The organism is Kitasatospora sp. CB01950, assembly GCF_001905465.1.
Taxonomy (GTDB): Bacteria; Actinomycetota; Actinomycetes; order Streptomycetales; family Streptomycetaceae; genus Kitasatospora.
Window position 1 is genome coordinate 448,360 of record NZ_LISX01000004.1, and the last position, 21,378, is coordinate 469,737.

General features: G+C 74.6%; 17 protein-coding genes. 9 read left to right on the forward strand and 8 right to left on the reverse strand.

What is annotated here, in order from left to right; genetic code table 11:
- Positions 1–52 precede the first annotated feature (52 nt).
- Positions 53–1,516, reverse strand: coding sequence for an NCS2 family permease (locus tag AMK19_RS13975; protein ID WP_073811515.1), 1,464 nt, complete (start codon positions 1,514–1,516; stop codon positions 53–55).
- Positions 1,517–1,689: 173 nt separating this feature from the next.
- On the opposite strand from AMK19_RS13975, the gene AMK19_RS13980 reads away from it, so the two are divergent.
- Both AMK19_RS13980 and AMK19_RS13985 read left to right on the forward strand, forming a co-directional pair.
- Positions 1,690–1,965: a DUF2530 domain-containing protein gene (locus tag AMK19_RS13980; RefSeq protein WP_073811517.1), complete on the forward strand. Its 276-nt coding sequence runs from the start codon at positions 1,690–1,692 to the stop codon at positions 1,963–1,965.
- An 83-nt stretch (positions 1,966–2,048) separates the two neighbouring features.
- Positions 2,049–4,481, forward strand: a complete 2,433-nt coding sequence (locus tag AMK19_RS13985) for an HAD-IC family P-type ATPase (RefSeq protein ID WP_073811518.1) — start codon at positions 2,049–2,051, stop codon at positions 4,479–4,481.
- A 19-nt stretch (positions 4,482–4,500) separates the two neighbouring features.
- Here AMK19_RS13985 and AMK19_RS13990 read toward each other — a convergent pair whose 3' ends face one another.
- Together AMK19_RS13990 and AMK19_RS13995 are read right to left on the reverse strand one after the other, a co-directional pair.
- Positions 4,501–7,788 carry a sacsin N-terminal ATP-binding-like domain-containing protein gene (locus AMK19_RS13990; protein ID WP_083646764.1) on the reverse strand — a complete coding sequence of 1,096 codons (3,288 nt, stop codon included), beginning with the start codon at positions 7,786–7,788 and terminating at the stop codon, positions 4,501–4,503.
- Between the two features lie 226 nt (positions 7,789–8,014).
- Positions 8,015–8,896, reverse strand: a complete 882-nt coding sequence (locus AMK19_RS13995) for a DUF3027 domain-containing protein (RefSeq protein ID WP_073811520.1) — start codon at positions 8,894–8,896, stop codon at positions 8,015–8,017.
- 463 nt (positions 8,897–9,359) lie between these two features.
- Here AMK19_RS13995 and AMK19_RS14005 point away from each other — a divergent pair, with 463 nt between their 5' ends.
- The 4 genes from AMK19_RS14005 to AMK19_RS14020 all read left to right on the forward strand — a co-directional run bounded on the left by AMK19_RS14005 (position 9,360) and on the right by AMK19_RS14020 (position 12,911).
- Positions 9,360–10,787, forward strand: coding sequence for an MFS transporter (locus AMK19_RS14005; RefSeq protein ID WP_083646767.1), 1,428 nt, complete (start codon positions 9,360–9,362; stop codon positions 10,785–10,787).
- Positions 10,788–10,848: 61 nt separating this feature from the next.
- Complete coding sequence (locus AMK19_RS14010; protein WP_073811524.1) at positions 10,849–11,367, forward strand: DUF2771 family protein; 519 nt, start codon at positions 10,849–10,851, stop codon at positions 11,365–11,367.
- Positions 11,368–11,378: 11 nt separating this feature from the next.
- On the forward strand, positions 11,379–12,056 hold the full coding sequence (locus tag AMK19_RS14015) for a futalosine hydrolase (protein ID WP_073811525.1): 678 nt from the start codon (positions 11,379–11,381) through the stop codon (positions 12,054–12,056).
- Between the two features lie 3 nt (positions 12,057–12,059).
- Positions 12,060–12,911 carry a menaquinone biosynthesis family protein gene (locus AMK19_RS14020; RefSeq protein WP_073811527.1) on the forward strand — a complete coding sequence of 284 codons (852 nt, stop codon included), beginning with the start codon at positions 12,060–12,062 and terminating at the stop codon, positions 12,909–12,911.
- A 7-nt stretch (positions 12,912–12,918) separates the two neighbouring features.
- Here AMK19_RS14020 and AMK19_RS14025 read toward each other — a convergent pair whose 3' ends face one another.
- Both AMK19_RS14025 and AMK19_RS14030 read right to left on the reverse strand, forming a co-directional pair.
- On the reverse strand, positions 12,919–13,302 hold the full coding sequence (locus AMK19_RS14025; RefSeq protein WP_073811529.1) for a cold-shock protein: 384 nt from the start codon (positions 13,300–13,302) through the stop codon (positions 12,919–12,921).
- Between the two features lie 325 nt (positions 13,303–13,627).
- Positions 13,628–14,761, reverse strand: a complete 1,134-nt coding sequence (locus AMK19_RS14030) for an alpha/beta hydrolase (RefSeq protein WP_073811530.1) — start codon at positions 14,759–14,761, stop codon at positions 13,628–13,630.
- A gap of 169 nt (positions 14,762–14,930) precedes the next feature.
- Between AMK19_RS14030 and AMK19_RS14035 the strand changes: the two genes are divergently transcribed.
- The gene (locus AMK19_RS14035) at positions 14,931–15,185 is read left to right on the forward strand and encodes a hypothetical protein (RefSeq protein ID WP_073811532.1); all 255 of its coding nucleotides are present in this window, start codon (positions 14,931–14,933) and stop codon (positions 15,183–15,185) included.
- 7 nt (positions 15,186–15,192) lie between these two features.
- Here the strand turns inward: AMK19_RS14035 and AMK19_RS14040 are convergent, their stop codons facing one another.
- Complete coding sequence (locus tag AMK19_RS14040) at positions 15,193–15,810, reverse strand: HAD family hydrolase (protein ID WP_073811533.1); 618 nt, start codon at positions 15,808–15,810, stop codon at positions 15,193–15,195.
- A 102-nt stretch (positions 15,811–15,912) separates the two neighbouring features.
- Between AMK19_RS14040 and AMK19_RS14045 the strand changes: the two genes are divergently transcribed.
- Entirely contained in the window at positions 15,913–16,899 is a 987-nt protein-coding gene (locus AMK19_RS14045; RefSeq protein ID WP_073811535.1) for an ABC transporter substrate-binding protein, read from the forward strand.
- On the opposite strand, the gene AMK19_RS14050 is transcribed toward AMK19_RS14045, so the two are convergent.
- Entirely contained in the window at positions 16,896–17,330 is a 435-nt protein-coding gene (locus AMK19_RS14050) for a hypothetical protein (protein ID WP_073811537.1), read from the reverse strand. The genes AMK19_RS14045 and AMK19_RS14050 overlap by 4 nt on opposite strands.
- Positions 17,331–17,803: 473 nt before the next feature.
- Positions 17,804–18,685 (reverse strand): hypothetical protein, encoded by an 882-nt coding sequence (locus tag AMK19_RS35975; RefSeq protein WP_158071906.1) that lies wholly within the window; start codon positions 18,683–18,685, stop codon positions 17,804–17,806.
- Between the two features lie 130 nt (positions 18,686–18,815).
- Here AMK19_RS35975 and AMK19_RS14065 point away from each other — a divergent pair, with 130 nt between their 5' ends.
- Positions 18,816–21,305 carry a helicase-associated domain-containing protein gene (locus AMK19_RS14065; RefSeq protein ID WP_073811542.1) on the forward strand — a complete coding sequence of 830 codons (2,490 nt, stop codon included), beginning with the start codon at positions 18,816–18,818 and terminating at the stop codon, positions 21,303–21,305.
- Positions 21,306–21,378 lie beyond the last annotated feature (73 nt).

Below are 21,378 nucleotides of genomic sequence, written 5' to 3' on the forward strand. Positions count from 1 at the left end.
GCGAACGGCCCTCCCCCGCACAAGCGGAGGAGGGCCGTCGGACGACCTGGGGTCAGAGCAGGCCGAGGGCCGGCATCAGGTAGTAGAAGGCGAAGACCGCGGCGACGCAGTACATCGGGATCGGGACGGTGCGGGCGCGGCCGGCGGCCACCCGGAGGAGGCAGAAGGCGATGAAGCCGAAGCCGATGCCGTTGGTGATGGAGTAGGTGAACGGCATCATCGCGATGGTCAGGAAGGCCGGCATCGCGATGGTGTAGTCGGTCCAGTCGATGTCCTTGATGGAGTTCGCCAGGATCAGGAAACCGACGGTGACCAGGGCCGGGGTGGCGGCCTGGGCGGGGACCATGGTCGCCAGCGGGGTCAGGAAGAGCGCGACCATGAAGAGCGCGCCGGTGACGACCGAGGCGAAGCCGGTGCGGGCGCCCTCGCCGACGCCGGCGGTGGACTCGACGAAGCAGGTGTTCGCCGAGGAGGAGGTCGCGCCGCCGGCCGCGGTGGCGATGCCGTCGATCATCAGGACCTTGTTGATGCCGGGCAGGTCGCCCTTCTCGTCGAGCAGGTGGGCCTCGTCGGCGACGCCGAGGATGGTGCCCATCGCGTCGAAGAAGCAGCTCATCAGCACGGTGAAGACGAACAGGATGCCGGTCAGCACGCCGACCTTGGAGAAGCCGCCGAACAGGCTGACGTGGCCGACCAGGCCGAAGTCGGGGCTGGCGACCGGGTTGCCGGGCCACGCCGGGACGGTGAGGCCCCAGTTCTCGGGGGCCAGGTCCGCGAAGTTCTGGATGATCACGGCGGCGGCGGTCATCACGGCGATCGAGATCAGGATCGCGCCGGGCACCTTGCGGACGACCAGCGCCATGGTGAGCAGCAGGCCGACGATGAAGATCAGGACCGGCCAGCCGTGCAGGTGCCCGCCGACGCCGAGCTGCAGCGGGACGGTGGTGTGGGCGGCGTCCGGGATGCGGGTGACGAAGCCGGAGTCGACCAGGCCGACCAGCGCGATGAACAGGCCGATACCGATGGCGATGGCCTTGCGCAGCCCGAGCGGGACGGCGTTCATGACGCGCTCGCGCAGGCCGGTGGCGACCAGCAGCATGATCGCGAAACCGGCGAGCACCACCATGCCCATGGCGTCCGGCCAGGTCATCTTGGGGGCGAGCTGGAGCGCCACGATGGTGTTGACGCCCAGGCCGGCCGCGAGGCCGATCGGGACGTTGCCGATGACGCCCATCAGCAGGGTGGTCAGACCGGCGGTGAGCGCGGTGGCGGTGACCAGCTGGGCGCTGCTGAGGTGGGCGCCGTTCATGTCCGTCGCCGAGGCAAGGATGATCGGGTTCAGCACCAGGATGTAGGCCATGGTGAAGAACGTGGCGACGCCACCGCGGATCTCGCGGGGCAGCGTGGACCCGCGCTCGGAGATCCGGAAGAAACGGTCCAGCGCGCCGGCCGGGGGCTGCGGCGAGTGCTGGGGGGGCTCGGGCGACGCGGTGGCCGGCTGGGCCTGCGGAGACATTCGGGCGTCCTCGATCGGGTGAGGCAAGGGTGGGGGGAGTTTCAGTATGGCGATCCCCGTCGTGGACGCGCCATCTTCGCGCGTAGAGCGAGGCCCTTACGATCAGCATCGGTCGAATACGAAAGATCGGCCGCCTCTCCCGGTTCCCCGGACCCGCCCCGTACCCTGGGCACATGCCCAAGACCGCCCTGCGCTCCGCTCCCCCGCCGCTCGAAGCCAACGACGTCGCGATCGTCGGCGCCGGCACGGTGCTGTGGTTCGTCGGCTTCGTGGTGCTGGTGCCGTTCCAGGGCTGGCTGTCCGACCACGACCACGGCAGCTGGCCGTGGGTCTGCCTGTCCGGCGGGCTGCTCGGCCTGATCGGCCTGAAGTACTGCCGGGCCCGCCGGGACGCGATCCGCCGCGCCCGCGCCGCCGAGGCCGCGGAGACCTCCGACACCGTCCAGTAGCCGGAGTGTGACCTGCCACTCGTCCGGCACGAAACGGCCGAGGCGGGGCGCACCGCCCAAATCGCCCACCTAGAGTCGGTGCCATGACGCACCCAGCGGACGGCACCGCCCCTGCGAGCCCCGGCGCGCACCCCTCCGGCGCGGGCGGGGCGTACCAGCCCGGCCTGAGCGGCGCCGAGGTCGCGGAGCGGATCGCCCGCGGGCAGGTCAACGACGTGCCGGCGCGCTCCAGCCGGTCCGTGCGGGAGATCGTCCGGGCCAATGTGTTCACCCGGTTCAACGCGATCATCGGCGTGATGTTCGGCATCATCCTGGTGGTCGGCCCGCTCCAGGACGGTCTGTTCGGCCTGGTCATCGTCGCCAACACGGCGATCGGCATCGTCCAGGAACTGCGCGCCAAGAAGACCCTGGACAGCCTGGCGCTGATCGGCGAGGCCCGCCCGCAGGTGCGCCGCGAGGGCGCGGCCGTGCAGGTCGCCACCGGCGAGATCGTGCTGGACGACACGGTGCTGCTCGGCATCGGCGACAAGGTCGTCGTGGACGGCACGGTCACCGAGGCGGACGGCCTGGAGATCGACGAGTCGCTGCTGACCGGCGAGCCGGACCCGGTGCTCAAGCACCCCGGCGACCACGTGATGTCGGGTTCCTTCGTGGTGGCCGGCGCGGGCGCGTTCACCGCGACCAAGGTCGGCAAGGAGGCGTACGCCGCCAAGCTCGCCGAGGAGGCCAGCCGGTTCACCCTGGTGAAGTCGGAGCTGCGCTCCGGCATCGACCAGATCCTGCGGATCATCACCTACCTGCTGATCCCGACCGCGCTGGGCCTGATCATCAGCCAGCTCGCGGTGCAGCGCAACGACTGGCAGGAAGCCGTCCGGCGGATGGTCGCAGGCATCGTGCCGATGGTCCCGGAGGGCCTGGTGCTGCTCACCTCGGTGGCCTTCGCGATCGGCGTGATCCGGCTGGGCCGCAAGCAGTGCCTGGTGCAGGAGCTGCCCGCGATCGAGGGCCTGGCCCGGGTCGACACCGTCTGCCTCGACAAGACCGGCACCCTCACCGAGGGCGGCATGGACCTCGTCGACCTGCGCCCGCTGACCGCCGAGGACGGCGCGAGGGCCCGGCTCGCCGAGGCGCTGGGCGCGATCGGCACCGCCGACAGCCGCCCGAACCCGAGCATGCGGGCCGTCATCGACGTGTACCCGGCGCCCGAGGAGGGCCGCTGGCGGGTGCTGGAGGCGATTCCGTTCTCCTCCGCCCGCAAGTGGAGCGGCGTGCAGCTGCTGGAGCCCGGCGGCACCGAGGGCAGCTGGCTGCTCGGCGCCCCCGACGTGCTGCTGCCGACCGGCCACCCGGCGCTCGCCGAGGTCGACGAACTCGGCGCGAAGGGCCTGCGGGTGCTGCTGCTGGGCCGCAGCCCGCTGCCGCTGGACGCCCCCGACCCGGCCTCCCAGCTGGAGCCGCTGGCCCTGCTGGTGCTCCAGCAGCGGCTGCGCGAGGACGCCGCCGACACCCTGCGCTACTTCCGCTCGCAGGACGTCCGGGCGAAGGTGATCTCCGGCGACAGCGCGGTCTCGGTCGGCGCGGTCGCCGCCCACCTGGGCCTGCCCGGCGCGGACACCGCCACCGACGCCCGCACCCTGCCCACCGACCCCGGGCAGCTGGCCGAGGTCGCCGACCGCACCGCGGTGTTCGGCCGTGTCACCCCGCAGCAGAAGCGGGCGCTGGTCGGCGCGCTGCAGTCGAAGGGCCACACGGTCGCAATGACCGGCGACGGCGTCAACGACGTGCTGGCGCTGAAGGACGCGGACATCGGCGTGGCCATGGGCACCGGCTCGGACGCGACCCGCGCCGTCGCCCAGATCGTGCTGCTGGACGACCGCTTCTCCACCCTGCCCTCGGTGGTCGCCGAGGGCCGCCGGGTGATCGGCAACATCGAGCGGGTGGCCGGGCTGTTCCTGGTGAAGACCGTCTACTCGGTGCTGCTGGCGCTGCTGGTGGTGTTCACCCAGGTCCCGTACCCGTTCCTGCCGCGGCACTCGACGGTGCTGTCCTCGCTGACCATCGGCATCCCCGCGTTCTTCCTGGCCCTCGCGCCCAACAACGAGCGGGCCCGCACCGGCTTCGTCCGCCGGGTGCTGCGCCTGGCCGTCCCCGGCGGAATCATCTGCGGCACCGCCACCTTCGTCGCGTACGCCCTGGCCCGCGCCGACCACGAGACCGCGCTGAAGGCGGACACCTCGGTCGCCACCCTGACGCTGTTCATCTCCGCGATCTGGGTGCTCGCGATCGTCGCCCGCCCCTACAGCTGGTGGCGGATCCTGCTGATCGGCGTCATGGCGGGCGCGTTCGCCCTGGTGCTGGTGGTGCCGTTCCTGTCCGACTTCTTCCAGCTCCAACTGGTCGGCTGGCGCGACCCGTTGATCGGCGTCGCGATCGCCGGCATCGCCGGGTGCCTGCTGGAGATCACCTCACGGGTGTTCGTCGAACGGAAGGAACAGGAGGCCGACGCGACGGCGTAGGCCTCCCGCCCCCTCGACGTCACTCGTAGTCGCGCGCCGCCAGCAGCTCGTACGCCCGGTCCGGCTCGGTGAGCGCCGCCAGGATCTCGAACCGCCGGTGCCACTGCTGGACCGACCAGGCAAGACCCGCCGCCAAGCCCTCCGGGGTGGCGGCGTGCAGCAGCCCCGGCACCGGCGGGACGTCGAACTCGTCGTTCTCGTCCGCCTCGTCGGCGTCCTCCGGGTCGTAGGGGAGCTCGGGCGCGGTGGCGGCGGTGTCCCAGCGCCAGTCCACCCGGGCGTCCTCGCCGTCGGGGCCGACGACCAGCAGTTCCTCGTGCTCCTCGTAGACGGCGGGGCAGCCGGGCAGCAGTTCGCGGACCACGGCGGGGGTGCGGTGCAGGGTGCCCTCGGAGAGCACCCGGCCGCCGGCCACCTCGCTGGCCAGCGAGACGTGCAGGCGCTCGGCCAGCGCGGGGGCGAGCGCGGGGTGGACGGGCAGCACCGGGTGGTCGTGCAGCAGCTCGACCAGGTCGGGCGCGTCGGCGACCACTGCGGCGGTGGCGTCGACGATCACCGTGCGGTCGTCCCGCCGGCCGGTGCCGTCGTCCAGCGGGGCCAGCGCCCGCACCACGTCCAGCGCCTCCACCCGCTCGGCCGGCAGGGCCGCCAACGCGCTGTAGATGCCGTGCAGTTGACGGTGCGAGACCTCGGACACCGGGTCGGTGAGCCGGTCGATCAGCTCCTCGGGCCCGTGCGGCTCGGCGAGCAGCGCGGCCAGCGTGGTGCGCACCCCGAGGGCGTGCAGGAACTCCGGGTCCAGGCCGGTCCGCGCCTCGTCGTACAGGCCGCGCAGCAGCGGGTCGGCCCCGGCCGCGCGCAGCCCGGCGGGCTCCCGGCCGTCCAGCACGGGGTGGTCGCGCAGCCACCACGCGGTGTACGGCGGCAGGTCGGTGTAGCTGCCGTCGGGCAGCAGCGTGCGGACGGGCGTCACCACGGCGTCCCGGTACGGCGGACGGGCGAGCAGCGCCAGCGCCTCCGGCCAGGCGTCGTCGGCGACCAGGTCGAGGTCACGGACGGCCAGCAGTTCGGCGGCCACCGGCGGAACGCCCAACTCCCCCGCGTCGTCGGCGTGCAGGGACTCCAGCACGTCCTCGCACCAGTCGGCGAGGCCGTCGGGGGCCTCGTCGATCAGTCCGGTGGGGGTGCCGCCGGCCGCCCGGTCGGCGGGCGCGGTCGGGTCGAGCCGCTCCAGGTCGTCGGGGTCGAGGACGACGTCCTCGGCGTGCACCAGGGTGAACGCGGTGAGCACGCCGGTCGCGGCCAGCACCTCCGGGCCCCAGCGCTCCAGCAGGTCCTCGTCCACGAACGCGGCGTCGTCCTCGCCCGCCAGGTTCGCCAACGGGCTGTCGGGGAGCAGCAGTTCACCCGCCCGGGCGAGTTCGCCCTCGTCGTCGGGCAGCGCCAGCCGGGCCAGCCACGGGTACTCGCCGGGGGCGGGCGCGGCGGCCTTCACCACCGCCAGGACGGCGTCCGCGAGGTCGACCGCGGCGTCGTAGTCGTCCTCGCCGAGCTCCAGCGAACGGGCGACCGCGGCACGCAGTTCGGGCGTCTCCAGCAGGCCGGCGGGGGTGGCGGTGGCGGCGCCGAGCTTGGCCAGCAGCGGGTGCGCGGCCTCCGGGTGGGCCAGGCGCAGGTCGAGCAGGTCGAGGGCCTCGGCCAGCGACTCGGGGTAGCCCTCGAAGCCGGCCCAGTCGGCGGCGTCGGACGGCAGCAGGACCCGGCGCGGGCCGGTCACCGTCCGGCCGTCGGCGAGCGGGACGGGCAGCGCGCCCAGCGCCTCCGGGTCGGCGCCGGCCAGCGCCGCGTACAGGCCCCGCCACCAGGCGGGTTCCCGCTCCAGGCCGCCCAGTTGGTCGACCACCTCGGCCAGCGGCACCCGGCGCACCCCGAGCGTGCGCAGCTCGGTGCGGCGTTCCAGGCCGGCCGGCAGCAGGCCGGGGAAGATCGGGGCGAGCGCCTCCACCACCGAGTGGTCCGCGCCCTCCAGCACCACCGCGTCCTGCGGCCGCAGCGCGGGCGTGCCCTCCTCGGTGCCGCGCGGGTGCGGCAGGAACGGCGTGCCGGGCAGCCGGTCCAGGATCGCGGTGCGCAGCGCGTTGTCGAGCGCGCCCCCGCCGAGCGGCGACGGCACCAGGTCCAGCGAGTGCGCGTCCGCGCCGCGGGTGCGCACCAGTTCGGCGTACGCGTCGGCGGCGCGCTCGACCAGGAAGTCGGTCAGCGGGCCGGGCGCGACGTGCCGGCGCGTCGGGTCGAGCGGGAACGAGGCGATCAGCAGCGCGGGCACCCCGAGCGGCTCGTCGCTCGGCGTCGGCGCGTGCACCACGGCCGCCGTGCCGGGCCGCTGCGGCCGCCCGTTGCCGTCCACCGGCACGGCCCACGTCACCGTCCACTGCGGCCGGGCCCGCTCCTCGGTGGTGCGGTCCGCGAGCAGTTCCGCGGCCGCTGTGCCGGACGCGCCGACGGTCTGCCAGGTGGTGCTGCGCTCCCCGTCGGTGACGGTGACGGTCGGCAGCTGCTCGGGCCGCGACGCCTTCGCCTCCCGGGTCAGCGTCCGCATGCCGTCGGCGGTCTCCACGACCACCTCGGCCAGGCCCGGCAGGGTCAGCAGCAGCGCGTCGTCGACCGCCGCCAGCAGCCGGGCCGTCAGGTCCTCGGCGGCACTGTCGCGCAGCGGCAGCACCACCACCGTGTCATAGCCCTCGGGGGCCTCGCCCTGCGCCGGGAACGGCAGCCGCAGCAGCGGCACATGCCCCTCGCGGCGCGTCAACTCCTCGGCCAGCTCCGGCCGTTCCTCCACCAGCGCCCTGGCCTCGACGAGCGACCACCGCGCCCCGCCGGCCCGGCTCAGCACCGCCGGCTCGTCGCTGACGGCCAGCACCGCGGCGAACCCCACGCCGAAACGGCCGACCACCGGCCGCTCGTCCCCGCGCTTCGCCGACGCCCGCAGCGTCGACAGCGACTCCACCGCCTCGGCGTCCAACGGCGCACCGGTGTTCGCCGCCGCCAGCACCCCGTCCCGCAGTGTCAGCCGCAACCGCCCGGCGACACCCTCGCGGGCCGCCGCGTCCGCGGCGTTCTGCGCCAACTCGACGACCAGCCGGTCCCGGTACCCGCCGAGCGCGAGCTCCTCCTCGGCGTTGGCGTCCTCCCGGAATCTCGCCGGTGCAGCCGTCCACGCCGCCAGCACGGTGTGCCGCAGCCGGGCCGTGTCGAAGACATCCGGGTTTTCGGGGGACGCCGTGCTGCCGATGATCCGAGACTCCACGTGCCGAGCCGCCCTTCGCGTGGTCTGCGTACGAGTCGGCATTCTGCCAGGGCCCCACGACGACGGACGGCCACGAAGCCGGCGGGAGTGCAACCGGGGGCGCGGGGAACTGCGCGGGGCGGAAGGCGCCCACCCGCAAGATCGCGACGCGGGCAATGACTTGCCCTTGATCGCGACCTCGCGGATCGGTGCACAGCTGGGTCGTGGTGATCCCCCTGCCGAAGGCTCAGGAGTGCCCGAGCTCCTCCGCCGGCGCGTCCGGCTCGACCGAGCCCGAGGTGCGGTCCGGGTGGATGTGGAGCGGTTCGACGACGGTCTCGTCGAGGATCAGCTCGGAGGGCACCGGCGGAGCCGGCAGCACCGCGGCCTCGGAGTGCGCGCCGCAGCCGTAGGCGAACGAGACGACCTGGCCGTCGGCGGGGCCGAACTCGTTGCCGCAGACGCCGAAGGCCTGCCCGAGCGAGCCGCCGATCGGGACGAGGAAGCCGCAGGTGTTGCAGGAGGCGGGGGCGGACTGCGCCATCGGCGTCTGCGGCCCGTACGCGGTCTCCCAGCGTTCGGCGGCCTGGTGCAGGCCCATCCGGGAGAGCACGCGGGGCCGGCCGAGGCCCAGCTCGTCGGCCACGGCACCGATCTCGGCGCGGGCCGGCGGCGACTGGATGTCGGCGTCGGTGATCACCAGGTCGTCCTCGGCGGCTTCGACGAGCGCCGAGTTGGGGGCGGGTTCGTCCTCGCCGGTCCAGCCGGGTTCCAGGCGCAGGTCGTCCGCGTCGGTGGGCAGCAGGTCGCCGGGGCCGAGGTCGCCGGGCAGCAGGCGTTCGCTCCACGGCACCCACTGGGGGGCGAGGACGGCGTCGGCGCCGGGCAGCAGCGCGACCTCGTCGAGGGTGACGTTCTTGGCGCGCGGGGCGCGGGCCACGGTGACCGCCCAGTGCCAGCCCCGGTAGGCGGGGTCGAGGCACTCGAAGGTGTGGGTGACCAGACGGTCGGCGTCCGCGTTGGCTTTCAGGTGGGCGCCGACGACGGACTCTCCGACGCTCTCCACAACTGCCTGGCGGGCGAGATCGACGGCCTCGGCACAGAGCCGGTCAGGGGTACGGCTTCGCATCGCAGCACTCACGGCGTCGGTTCTCTCCCAGTCCTGTCATCCTGCGGTCTGTCCCGAGACGGCCCCCGCTGGGCGGGCTCGCACCGGTTGCCGCTGCCACGTCGCCAGCGCAACCCCCGCGGACGCGGGACCGATCCATTCTGCTCGACCGGGGACCGCTCCGTGGCCGGGCCGCGCCGCCCCGGTCCGCCACCCCCTGCGCAGACTGGGCAGGCGCGTAGTGCAGGCTACCCGCCGGTCGGCGGTGGAGCACAGTCCGGGGGCTGTGGGTGTGGGCGCGCCGTGCCGCAGTCAATCACTCGTACGGCGTGTGTTCGTCGGGCAGGATGGGTTTGTGGCGGAGGAGAACCCACCGCAGCACGGACTGAGACCCGGGCAGGACGAGAACCGGCCGGAGCCGTCGGACGCGCCGCGGCAGCATCCCGCAGCCCCCGGCGAGCCGGAGGCGGAAGAGCCACGCCCGATGGGCCGTCAGGACGCCGAAGTGCCGCCCCACGAAGCGGAATCGGGCCGGGAGCAGTCCGGCGAACCGGCCGGAGAACCCCCCACGGTGAAGACCCGCGGCGTGTGGGCGCGCGGCGCGTCCGCGGCGGGGGTGCGCACCGGCCGGGTGGTGCACGGGACGGGTCGGCGGATCCGGCGGGCGACGTCCGCGGAGGGCGCGGGCGAGTCGGGTCTGGCGAAGCTGATCGAGTTGCACGCACTGAATTCGTTCGGCGACATGTTGATCACGGTGGCGCTGGCGTCGACCATCTTCTTCTCGGTGCCGACCGGCGAGGCCCGCGGCCGGGTGGCGCTCTACCTGGTGATCACGATGGCGCCGTTCGCGTTGCTGGCCCCGGTGATCGGCCCGTTGCTGGACCGGCTGCCGAACGGCCGGCGTTCGGCGGTGGCGATGGCGATGCTGGCCCGGGCGGTGCTGGCGTGGGTGATGGCGGGCCTGGTGCCGGGCGGCGGGCTGGCGCTGTATCCGGCGGCGCTGGGTGTGCTGGTGTCGTCGAAGGCGTACGGGGTGGTGCGCAGCGTGGTGGTGCCGCGCCTGTTGCCGCCCCAGTTGTCGCTGGTGAAGGCGAATTCGCGGGTGACGCTGGCGGGTCTGGTGGCGACGCTGGTGGCGGGCGGCGTGGGCGGGCTGCTGCATCTGATCGGTCCGGCGTGGCCGTTGCGCGGGGCGTTCGTGGTGTTCATGATCGGCACCCTGATGGCGTTTCACCTGCCGCACCAGGTGGATTCGGCGAAGGGCGAGCAGCGGGCGGAGTTGCACGCGGAGCCGTCCGAGCCGCGTCCGAAGGGGGTGCTGCGGGCGGTCGGGCCGTCGGTGATCATGGCGTTGCGCGGGGTGGCGGGGCTGCGTTGGCTGGTCGGGTTCCTGGTGATGTTCCTGGCGTTCCTGATCCGCAAGCACCCGCCGGGCGGTCTGCCGGAGACGGTGGCGCTGGGGGTGGTCGTGGCGGCGGCGGGTCTGGGCAACGCGCTGGGTTCGGTGCTGGGTTCGTGGCTGCGCACCCGGGGTTCGGAGGTGACGGTGACGGTGATGCTGGCGCTGGCGACGCTGGCCGCGGGTGCGGCGGCGCTCTGGTACGGCATCGTCACGGTGACGGTGGTGGCGGCGACGGCGGGCATGGCGGCGTCGTTGGCGAAGCTGGCGCTGGACGCGCTGATCCAGCGGGACGTGCCGGAGGCGGTGCGGACCTCGGCGTTCGCCCGCTCGGAGACGGCGCTGCAACTGAGTTGGGTGCTGGGCGGCGTGGTCGGCATCTCGCTGCCGTTGGACCCGGAGCTGGGACTGTGGCTCGCGGCGGGGGTGACGACGGCCGTGCTGCTGTGGACGTTCCGGTCGTTGCTGCGGATCGGACCGCGCCGGGCGGCGGCGCGTCCGCGCGTGGCGTAACCTCGCGCGACTCGGGCACCCCGTTGTCATGTGATCGCGGAAGGCGAGTAGCCTCTTGCCCATGAGCCTCAGCACCAGCGTCACCGCCGGACTCGCCGCCGCCGCCGTCGTCGGCGCCGGACTCGTCGGTTACGGCGTCTACTCGGCCGTGGACAACGGCAAGCCCGCGAAGAACGAGGCCACGCTGGTCGTCGGCACCTCGTCGGTCCGCGCCGAGCCGACCTGCTACAACGACGGCAAGCCGATCTCGGACGCCGCTCTCACCAAGTGCGCCCAGCAGGCGTCGAAGGACTCCGAGAACAAGAAGCTCACCAGCCTGGACGTGCGCGCCAGCGACCGTGTCGGCGTGGGTGTGCCGAAGGACCTGGCGGACAAGGGCTGGTACGCGTTCACCGGCTCGGGCCAGAACCGCACGCCGATCATCGCTGGTGCGACCGGCCTGACCTACTCGGGTTCGGTGTCGGCCGCCGGTCTGATGACCAGTGACGAGCGGACCCTGGTGACGGTCGCGGCTGTCGACAAGGACACCAACGACTACTACGCGGTCTGGTTCTTCACCCTGAACAACCAGAAGAGCTGACGCACCGGTCGATGACCGCTGAGCGCCGCCCCGAGCAGTCCGGCCCCGCCGCCGGGCTGCTCGTCGTCGTTGCCGTCGGGGCGGAGGCCGAGGCGGTCCGCCGGGGGCTGGGCGAGGGCGCGCCGGTCGAGGTGCTGGCGGCGGGCGTCGGCCCGGCCGCCGCGGCGGCGGGCACGGCGGTGGCGCTGGCCCGCGGCCGGTTCCGGCTGGTGCTGTCGGCGGGCATCGCGGGCGGTTTCGCGCCCGCCGCGCCGATCGGGTCGCTGGTGGTGGCGGACGCCCTGGTGGCGGCCGATCTGGGCGCGGAGACGCCGGACGGTTTCGCCGACGTCGCCGAGTTGGGCTTCGGCACGGCGCGGCACGCGGTGCCGGAGGGGATCGCGAAGCTGGTCGCGGCGGCCACCGGCGGTGCGCTCGGCGAGGTGCTGACGGTCTCCACCGCGACGGGTTCGGCGGAGCGTGCCGAGCGGCTGAGGGCGCGTCATCCGCTGGCGCTGGCCGAGGCCATGGAGGGGTTCGGGGTGGCCGAGGCGGCCGCCCGTTTCGGGCTCGCGGCGGGGGAGCTGCGGGCCGTGTCCAACGCCGTCGGGCCGCGCGACCGCGCGGCGTGGCGGATCGGCGAGGCGCTGGCGGCCCTGGAGCGGGCCTTCGCGGCGCTGCCGGTGTCCCGTCTGCTCCAGGAGGTCTGACCGATGGCCGAGTCGCTGAGTGTCGCCTACTCGCCCTGCCCGAACGACACGTTCGTCTTCCACGCCTGGGCGCACGGCCTGGTCGCGGGCGCGGACACGCCCGCGGTGCGGTTCGCGGACATCGACATCACCAACGGGCTGGCCGAGCGCGGCGAGTTGGACGTCCTGAAGATCTCCTACGGCCAACTGCCGTGGGTACTGGACGAGTACGCGCTGCTGCCGTGCGGCGGGGCGCTCGGCCGGGGCTGCGGCCCGCTGGTGCTGACCGCGGGGCCGGTCGGGGCGGCCGAGTTGGCCGGTCGCCGGGTGGCGGTGCCGAGCGAGCGTTCGACCGCGTACCTGCTGTTCCGGCTGTGGGCGGCCGAGGCGGTGCCGGGCGGGTTCGGCGAGATCGTGGTGCTGCCGTTCCACGAGATCATGCCGGCGGTGCGGGACGGCCGGGTGGACGCCGGACTGGTCATCCACGAGGCCCGGTTCACGTACCAGCAGTACGGGCTGCACTGCCTGGCCGACATGGGCGAGGCGTGGGAGGCGGCGACCGGGCTGCCGATCCCGCTGGGCGCGATCGTGGCCCGGCGCTCGCTGGGCGCCGAGCGGCTGCGCGAACTCGCCGACACCGTGCGCTCCTCGGTCCGGCAGGCCTGGGCGGACCCGGCGGCCTCCCGGGAGTACGTGCTGGCGCACGCCCAGGAGATGGATCCGTCCGTCGCCGAGCAGCACATCGGGCTGTACGTCAACGAGTTCACCGCCGACCTCGGCGAGGACGGCTACGCGGCCGTCCGCGGCCTGCTCACCCGGGCCGCCGAACAGGGACTCGTCCCCGCCGTCGACCCGGGCGCGCTGGCTTTCCCCTGATCGGGGATCAGATGTCGAACTGGTCGGCGATCGCGCGCAGCACCATGGCGATCTTCTGGCCCTCCGGCTTGCTGGGGTAGCGGCCGCGTTGCAGGCCCGGCAGGACGCTGTCCAGCTTGGTGATCAGATCCTGCACGATCGGGGCCATGTCGTCGGCGCTCTTGCGCTGGTTCGCGGCCACCGACGGCAGCGCGTCCAGCAGCGTCACACTCATCGCCTGGTCGCCGCGGTGCCCTGCGGCGATGCCGAACTCGACGCGCTGCCCCGGCCTCAGGGTGGTGACGCCCGCGGGCAGCGCCTTGGTGTGGACGAAGACCTCGCCGCCTTCGTCGCGCGACAGGAAGCCGTAGCCCTTCGTCTCGTTGAACCACTTGACCTGGCCGGTGGGCATCTCGAAAAGTCCTCGGTGTCGGGTGCGAGCGACCTCGTCGGGTCGCGGATGGATGTGCGGCTCGGCTGCCGGGAACGGGCGGCCTGGGTCACTCAGTGGGGCAATGATCCCTCAGCGTGCGCCGGGACGGCGACGGGATTCCGGACCGGGGCGTGGCCGTGCCTCGCGCCTGTCGCGCCTTCCATCGGTCCACACCCCCATCGGCTCCGGGCGGGCATCTCGTGGACCAGCCGCTGGTCCGCCCGCGCGATGGCTGCATACCCGGCCCCGACGCGGGTCGAAACTCTTTGCGCGCACCGAGTTGCGCGCTGTGACGCAGCGCCGGTCAGACGGGGTCGGACAGGTGCCCGCCGAGCCAGCCGAGCGAGGCCGGGAGCATCCGGGACCAGGTGTTGAAGTTGTGCCCCCCGGTGTCCAGGGTGATCGCGGAGACGGTGGTCGCGGTGCCCTTGGCGGCGGCCCGGAACCGCTCGGTCTCGGCGTAGTAGTCGCCGTCGCCCTCCCGGCTGCCGCCGACCAGCAGCGCGGTGCCGGGGGCGGGCAGGTTCGCCAGCCGCCAGGTCAGGTCGGCCTGTTCGCGGCGCTGCTGGTCGCCGCCGAACAGGTCGCCGGTGGTCGGGTCCTCGGCCGCCTTGTAGTAGCCGGACAGCGACACCGCGGCGGAGAACACGTCCGGGTGACGCATCGCGAGCTTCAACGCGCAGTACCCGCCGGTGGAGTTGCCGATCACGCCGAGGCTGCCCGGGCCTTCGGCGATCCGGTACGAGGAGCGCAGCGCGGCCGGCACGTCGGCGCTGAAGTAGCGGTCGGACTGCGGGCCGCCCGGCACGTCCTCGCACTCGGTGTCGCGGGGCATCGCCGGCGACGGGCGCATCAGCACCAGGACGGTCGGCTTGGTCTTGCCCTCGGTGGAGAGCTTCAGCTGCACCGCCGGGTAGTTCAGCTTGGTGATCAGGTTCTTGGCGTCGCCGGGGAAGCCGGTGATGGCGATCACCGCCGGGAAGCGCTTGTTCTGGAAGGCGGGCTGGAAGTACTGCGGCGGCAGGTACACGTAGCCCTCGGTGGACAGGCCGGTGGCCGCGCCGGGCAGCCGGACCTTCTCCAGCCGGCCGACCTGCGAGGGGTCGCGGCCCATCGCGCCGGTGTCGCGGACGTTCTCGGCGCTGATCCGTTCCACGCCCTTGGTGCGGCCGAGCAGCTGGTTCTGGATGGTCACCGGGCCGTCGTCGTTGGTGCCCAGCAGGTCGGCCCAGCTGCTGTAGAAGGCGAAGTAGTTGTTGGCGACCAGGCCCAGCGTGCACATCACGGCGAGCTGAGTGCCGACGATGGTGGCCAGCCGGCCCAGCACCGCCCGCCAGCTCCGCCGGGCCAGCCGGGGCCACAGCCAGACGGTGCCCGCGACCATCAGGACGGAGAAAAGTGCCGACAGCGCAAGCACCTTGTGACTGGTCAGTCCCATATCGCCGTGCGCCTCGCTCCCCGCTGCTGTCCCCCCGGAGGTTTCAGGATGCCTGAGAGCTTCCTGGGAATCCTGAGCGTTCAGGTGGAGCGTGTACCGTCGCGCCCCCGCCGTTCGGCGGGGGGGTACGTGGGAAACTGGCACAAAGCCCGCGCGAAGGAGTGCAGAAGTGACCCGTCAGTCCCGCGATGCCGGTGAGGTCCTGGTCCGCGTCGGCGGAGTGGTGTTCGGCGTCGGCACGCTCGCCACCGTCGTGACCTTCGTGCCGTTCCTGTTCCACCTGCAGCGGCTGCCGTCCATCGCGTACGGCCTGTCCATGCTGATGCCGGCGGGCCTGCTGCTGGCGCTGGTCGGACTGTTCACCACCGCCCGCGCCGAGTCCCGCCGGCGGCGTGCGGCCCGCGAGGCCGCAGCCAGCAGCTGACCTGCGGTCAGACCGAGTGGGCGGCCAGGTGCCCGGCCAGCCAGTCGGGGAACTCGGTGAGGTCGCGCAGCACAACGTCCGCGCCCGCCTCGGCCAGTTCGGCGGCGCCGTACGGGCCGGTGGCGACGCCCACCGCGACGGCCTCGGCGGCCCGCGCGCCGCGGATGTCGCCCAGGTGGTCGCCGACGTAGACGTCCGCGCCGTGCGCGCGCAGCGCCTCGCCCTTGCCCTCCGCCCACAGGTCGCCGAGCAGGACGTCCACCTCCAGGCCGATGCCGTCCAGGTGCAGGCGCGCGTTCGGCTCCCACTTGCCGGTGATCACCAGCACCCGGCCGCCGACCGCCCGCACCGCCGCGACCGCCGCCAGTGCGCCCGGCAGCTCCAGCGAGCCCGCGATCGCGTGCTCCGCGTACAGCGCCCGGTACCGGTCGGCGACGGTCTCCACCTGCTCCGCCGGGAACCAGTGCGCCAGTTCGTGCAGCAGCGGCGGCCCGAGCCGGCTCACCGCGAGCTCGGAGTCGATGAAGGTGCCGGTCTCGGCAGCCAGCACGTCGTAGGTGTCCTTGATGCCGGGGCGGGTGTCGAGGAGTGTCATGTCGAGGTCGAAGCCGACGGTCAGAGCCATGCCACCAAGCCTAGCCAGCGCCGCTTTCGACCGGAAAAGCCGGACGGACGGGAGCAATGCGGACATACTGCTTAGGCCCTCTCGTTCCGCCGGAGGTCCCACGTGCCGCCGCCCCCGCTCTCCCGCCGCGCCGCCCTCGCCGGGCTCGGCGCCGTCCTGCTCACCGGCTGCGGCCCGGACGACCTGCCGCCGCCGCTGCCGCTCACCGGCGGCGCGCCGCCCACCCCGAGCCCGACGCCCAGCGTCACCGTCAACGGCGCGGACGGGCCGGTGGCCGTACCCGGCGGGGCGACCCGGGTCATCACGCTGGACACCGCCGAACTCGACTCCGCGATCACCCTCGGCATCCCGCCCGTCGGCGCCGCCAAGGCCCCGCTCGACGCCGGCCTGCCCGAGTACTGGCCGGCCTCCTGGCGGGCCCGGATCGCCCTGGTCGGCGACATCGCCGCCCCGCCCTCCCCGGCGGCGATCGCCCGCCTGCGCCCGCAGCTGATCCTCTCCAACCGCACCCGCGACGCCGCCCACCTGGACACCCTGCGCAGCCTCGCCCCGACCGTCCTCACCCAGACCACCGGCGCCCCCTGGAAGGAGAACTTCCAGCTGCACGCCACCGCCCTGGAGCGCCACGAACAGGCCGCCGCCGTGGTCGCCGCCTACGCCCGCCACCTCGACCAGGCCGGCCACGCCCTCGCCTCGGCCGGCCTCACCGGGCAGCACATCAGCCTGGTCCGGTTCGTCGAGGGCTCGCCCACCGTCCGCCTGTACGCCCGGGAGAACTTCCCCGGCAGCGTCCTCACCGACCTCGGCCTGGCCCGGCCCGACCCGCAGAACACCGACCAGTTCGCCGTCGAAACCACCCCCGACCAGCTCACCGGCGCCGACGGCGACCTGCTGCTCTACTCCGGCTACGGCCACCCCGACCGCAACGGCCTCACCGCCGCCCTCGCCTCCCCCGCCTGGCGCTCCCTCGGCGCCGTCCGCGCCCACCGCGCCTTCCCCGTGGACGACCAACTCTGGTTCCAGGGCATCGGCTACACCGGCGCGCACTTCCTGATCGCCGAACTCCTCCACATCCTCGGCGCGGGTTAGCCCGCCGCCACTGCGGCCGGCGCGAGCCCGGCTCCGCCGAACACCACCACGCGCCGGAGCCGCTGCAGCACCCGCACCCGCACCCGCACCCGCACCCGCACCCGGCACGCAAACGCGGACTCGGCGGCCGCCGGCAGCGCGGGCACCTCGATCCGCGCCGGCTCCGGGTCTCCCTTGCGGGCGAAGGCCGCACGGACGGACCGGACGGACCGGACGGACCGGACGGCGGTCAGGTTGCTGACGAGAATCAACAGGTTGACGACGATCACCAGGCCCAACGCCGCCCAGGTCGCTGCGGACGCCCAGGACGTGCCCGCCGGCTCGGCCCCGGCCGCGCCGGCCGGCACCGCGGCGATCGACACCGGCGCCCAGGTCTCGTGGCCGCCCGCGTCGAACCGCATGCCGTTCTCGGCGAGCACCGTGGTGCGCACGCCCAGGCGGCGCAGCTCGGCATGGGAGGCGGTGCTGGCGGCGGCCCCGACCTGCCCACGATGCTCGGCCGCCGTCCCTGGCTGGTGCCCGCCTTCGGCGCGTACCTGCTCTCCACGGCCCCGGCAAGGCCCGCTTCGACGACCGCACCCTGGCCCTGTACGAGCGGGCGGGCTTCGCCCCGACGACGCCGACGTGCCGGCCGGGGCGGTGTTCACCTACGTCCTCCGCAACGCCCTCCCGGCCGCCGCCACCGCCTCGTTGGAGCGCCGCCTCGCCCGCGACGGCGAGGACGCCCGGCCGCGCATCGACGCCACCATGGCCCTCACGGCCGACGTCGTCCGCGACCGCCCCCCGCCTGCGTACCCGCCTCGACCGACCGGCCGCCGCCGACTACGCCCGGGCCCCGAACGTACGCCCATGTCCGCCCTGCTCGACGACCTGGCGAACCGGCTGCCCTGCTGCCCGGCTGCCGCTAGGCCTTGCGGCGGCGCAGTGTGACGGCCAGCACGAGCAGCGCCGTCAGCACCGCGGCGGTCCGCAGGGCGCCCACGCCGGCGTTCATGGTGGCGTGGGCGGCGTCGGTGCCCGGGGCCAGGGCGGTGCCCCAACGGCCCTTCTCGCGGCCCCAGTTCCACAGCGACAGGCCGGTCACGGTGATCAGCGGGATGCCCAGCACGGCGAACTTCTTCAGCAGGTCGGGCAGCCCGCTCGACAGGTATGCCAGGCCCCAGCCCAGCACCATTGCCAGCAGCGAGCCGGTCACCGCGCCGCCGATCAGCACCGCCGCGCCGAGCAGCAGCAGTGGCGCGGGCCGCCGGGCCCCGCCGGCCGCCGTCGGGGCGGCCGGGGCGGGCTCCGCTGCGGGCTGCGGCTTGCCGAACAGGAGGCGCAGGGCGCGCACCGCGAGGCCCGGGCGCGGCTGCGGCGGGGCCTCCGGCTCGGGTTCGGGTTCGGGCTCCGGTTCGGGCTTCGGCGCGGGTTCCGGTTCCGGCTCCTCCGCCGGCAGGTCGAAGTAGACCTCCGTCCAGCCCGGGAACACCGAGGTGACGTCGGCCCGGCCGCGCCCCTCCGCCCACTGCGCCGCCCGGTCCACGTCCTCGTGGGACGGCCCCGGCGGCAGGTCGAACTCGATCGGGGGCGGCACCAGCCTGTCGAACTCGGGCCTGTCGAACGCGGGCTTGTCGAACGCGACGGGGCGCCGCGCCGGCGGGACGGCCGGCTTCGGCGGGACGTCCGGTTCGGGCGCCGGAACGTACACGCTCTCCCCGCTGTCCGGGCCGTCCGCCGCCCCGTCCTCGCGCCACCACGAGCCGCCCGCCATCGCCCCGCCACCCGCCCTCACGAAGTACCTCACGCCGCACCGAGACGGTACCCACCCGCACCCGCCCGAAGCGAGCCCCGTCGGGCCCGGACCGTTCCCGTTTCGCCGGGAGTTCTCCCCCCGTTCTGGGCCTCGGACGGGGGCGTTGACTAGGCTGGACCGGATGACCGCACCGCAGAGCGCTCCGCGCGCCACCCGCGCAGGCGCCCCCCGCACGCTGGCCGAGGAACTCCGCGGCCGGGAGGACGACGCTGTCGCCGCGCTGCTCCGGGCCCGCCCCGACCTGCTGAACCCGGTGCCGACCGACCTCACCCAGCTGTCCTCCCGGCTCTCCAGCCGGGCGTCCGTGCTGCGCGCGCTGGAACGGCTGGACCGCTTCACCCTGCAGACCGCCGAGGCGCTGGCCGCCGCCCCCGAGGGCGCGTCCGACACCGTGGTGCGCAACCTGCTGGCCGGACCCGCCCGGGTCAAGCCGCACCCCGGCGCGGACCAGGTGGACCGCGCCGCCGTCACCGCCGCGCTCCCCGGCGCGCTCGCCCGGCTGCGCGAACGGGCCCTGGTCTGGGGGCCGGACTCGGCGCTGCGGCTGGTCCTCGCCGTCCGCGAGGCGCTCGCCCCGAGTGCCGTCAACCCCGGCCGCACCGGCCTCGGCCCGACCTTCGCCGAGGCCACCGTCGGCATGTCGCCCGCCCGCCTCCAGCAGCTGCTGGCCGGCGCCGGACTGCCGCCCACGCCCGACCCGGTCACCGCCGTCGCCGCGCTCACCGCCCTGCTCGGCGACCGCAAGCGCCTCGCCGCACTGCTCGACCAGGCCCCGCCCGCCGCCGTCGGCCTGCTGGAACGCCTGGTCTGGGGCCCGCCCACCGGCACCGTCCCGGACGCCGCCCGGCAGGTCGTCGCCGAGGACGCGCACAGCCCCGTCGAATGGTTGCTGGCCCGCGGCCTGCTGCTGCCGTCCAGCCCCACCTCGGTGGTGCTGCCCCGCGAACTCGCCCTCCACCTGCGCGGCGGACGCACCCACCGCACCGTGGAACCCGCCCCGCCCGCCGTCGCCCCCGTCGTCGCCCGCGACCCCGCGCAGGTCGACCGCACCGCGGCCGGTCAGGCCGCCTCCGCCGTCCGCGTCCTCGACGAGCTGCTCGAAGCCTGGGGCCTCACCCCGCCGCCCACCCTGCGGGCCGGCGGCCTCGGCGTCCGCGACCTCAAGCGCGCCGCCCAGCTCCTCGAAAGCTCCGAGCAGGACGCCGCGTTCTGGCTCGAACTCGCCTACACGGCTGGGCTGTTGGCCCCCGACGGCGAGATCGACGAGGTGTGGGCCCCGACCCCCGCGTACGACCAGTGGCGGCAGCAGGACACCGCCGAACGCTGGACCCTGCTCGCCCGCGCCTGGCTCACCGCCACCCGGGTCGGCCGCCTCACCGGCACCCCCGACGGCAAGGGCCGGCCGCGCGCCGCCCTCGGTCCCGAGCTCGACCGCACCCTCGCCCCGTCCGTCCGCCGCGCCGCCCTCGCCCGGCTCGCCGAACTGCCCCCCGGCACCGCCGCCGACGCCTCCGCCCTGCTGCCCGCCCTGCGCTGGCACCGCCCGCTGCGCGGCGGACCCGTCGGCCCCGACGGCCACGACCTGCGCGACCAGCTCACCGGCTGGGCCCTGCACGAGGCCGAACTGCTCGGCGTCACCGGCCGAGGCGCACTCGCCGCCCACGCCCGCGCCCTGCTCGCCGGGGCCGACCCCACGGCCGACCTCGCGCCGCTGCTGCCCGAACCGCTCGACCACGTCATCCTGCAGCCCGACCTCACCGCGATCGCCCCCGGCCCGCTGCTCACCCCGCTCGCCCAGGCCCTCGCGCTCTGCGCCGACATCGAGTCCAAGGGCGGCGCGACCGTCTACCGCTTCACCCCCGACTCCGTCCGCCGCGCCCTCGACGCCGGACGCACCGCCGCCGACCTGCAAGGTTTCCTCGCGCAGCACTCCCGGACGCCCGTCCCGCAGCCGCTCGCCTACCTGATCGACGACGTCGCCCGCCGGCACGGCATCCTGCGCGTCGGCGCCGCGTCCTCCTACCTGCGCTGCGACGACCCCCGGCTGCTCGGCGAAGTCCTCGCCGACCGGCGCGCCGCAGAACTCCGCCTCCGGCTGCTCGCCCCCACCGTCCTCGCCGCCCAGGCTCCGCCCGACACCCTGCTCACCGTGCTGCGCACCATGGGCTACGCGCCCGCCGCGGAGTCCGCCGAGGGCGACGTCGTGATCACCCGCCCCGACAGCCGCCGCACCCCGCCGCGCACCGCGCCCGTCCCCGTTCCCGACGGACCCGCGCGCCCCGACGACGCGCTCCTCACCGCCGCCGTCCGCGCGATCCGGGCCGGCGACCGCGCCGCGACCGCCCCCCGCAAGGACGCCGTGGCGGGCCCCGCGAGCGCCGCCGTCCCCCGCACCGCCGCCGCCGACACCCTCGCCTCCCTGCAGACCGCCGTCCTGCTCGGCGAACGCATGTGGATCGGCTACATCAACGCGGAAGGCCTCGCCTCCCAGCGCGTCATCGACCCCGTCAAGGTCGAGGGCGGTTTCGTCACCGCCTACGACCACCTCTCCGACGAGGTCCGGACCTTCGCCCTCCACCGCATCACCGGCGTGGCCGAGGTCGACGACTAGAAAGCGCCTGCGGGCGGGCAAGCAGGCGCATCACCAGGGGCGCGTGGGGGTACCTCCCGCGCCCCCGTTCTCG

Coding starts and splice junctions, on each gene's coding strand:
- AMK19_RS13985 (WP_073811518.1), top strand. CDS start 2,049: ATGACGCACCCAGCGGACGGCACCGCCCCTGCGAGCCCCGGCGCGCAC.
- AMK19_RS14015 (WP_073811525.1), top strand. CDS start 11,379: ATGACCGCTGAGCGCCGCCCCGAGCAGTCCGGCCCCGCCGCCGGGCTG.
- AMK19_RS14025 (WP_073811529.1), bottom strand. CDS start 13,302: ATGCCCACCGGCCAGGTCAAGTGGTTCAACGAGACGAAGGGCTACGGC.
- AMK19_RS13980 (WP_073811517.1), top strand. CDS start 1,690: ATGCCCAAGACCGCCCTGCGCTCCGCTCCCCCGCCGCTCGAAGCCAAC.
- AMK19_RS13975 (WP_073811515.1), bottom strand. CDS start 1,516: ATGTCTCCGCAGGCCCAGCCGGCCACCGCGTCGCCCGAGCCCCCCCAG.
- AMK19_RS14065 (WP_073811542.1), top strand. CDS start 18,816: ATGACCGCACCGCAGAGCGCTCCGCGCGCCACCCGCGCAGGCGCCCCC.
- AMK19_RS14030 (WP_073811530.1), bottom strand. CDS start 14,761: ATGGGACTGACCAGTCACAAGGTGCTTGCGCTGTCGGCACTTTTCTCC.
- AMK19_RS13995 (WP_073811520.1), bottom strand. CDS start 8,896: ATGCGAAGCCGTACCCCTGACCGGCTCTGTGCCGAGGCCGTCGATCTC.
- AMK19_RS14005 (WP_083646767.1), top strand. CDS start 9,360: ATGGGCCGTCAGGACGCCGAAGTGCCGCCCCACGAAGCGGAATCGGGC.
- AMK19_RS14010 (WP_073811524.1), top strand. CDS start 10,849: ATGAGCCTCAGCACCAGCGTCACCGCCGGACTCGCCGCCGCCGCCGTC.
- AMK19_RS14020 (WP_073811527.1), top strand. CDS start 12,060: ATGGCCGAGTCGCTGAGTGTCGCCTACTCGCCCTGCCCGAACGACACG.
- AMK19_RS14040 (WP_073811533.1), bottom strand. CDS start 15,810: ATGGCTCTGACCGTCGGCTTCGACCTCGACATGACACTCCTCGACACC.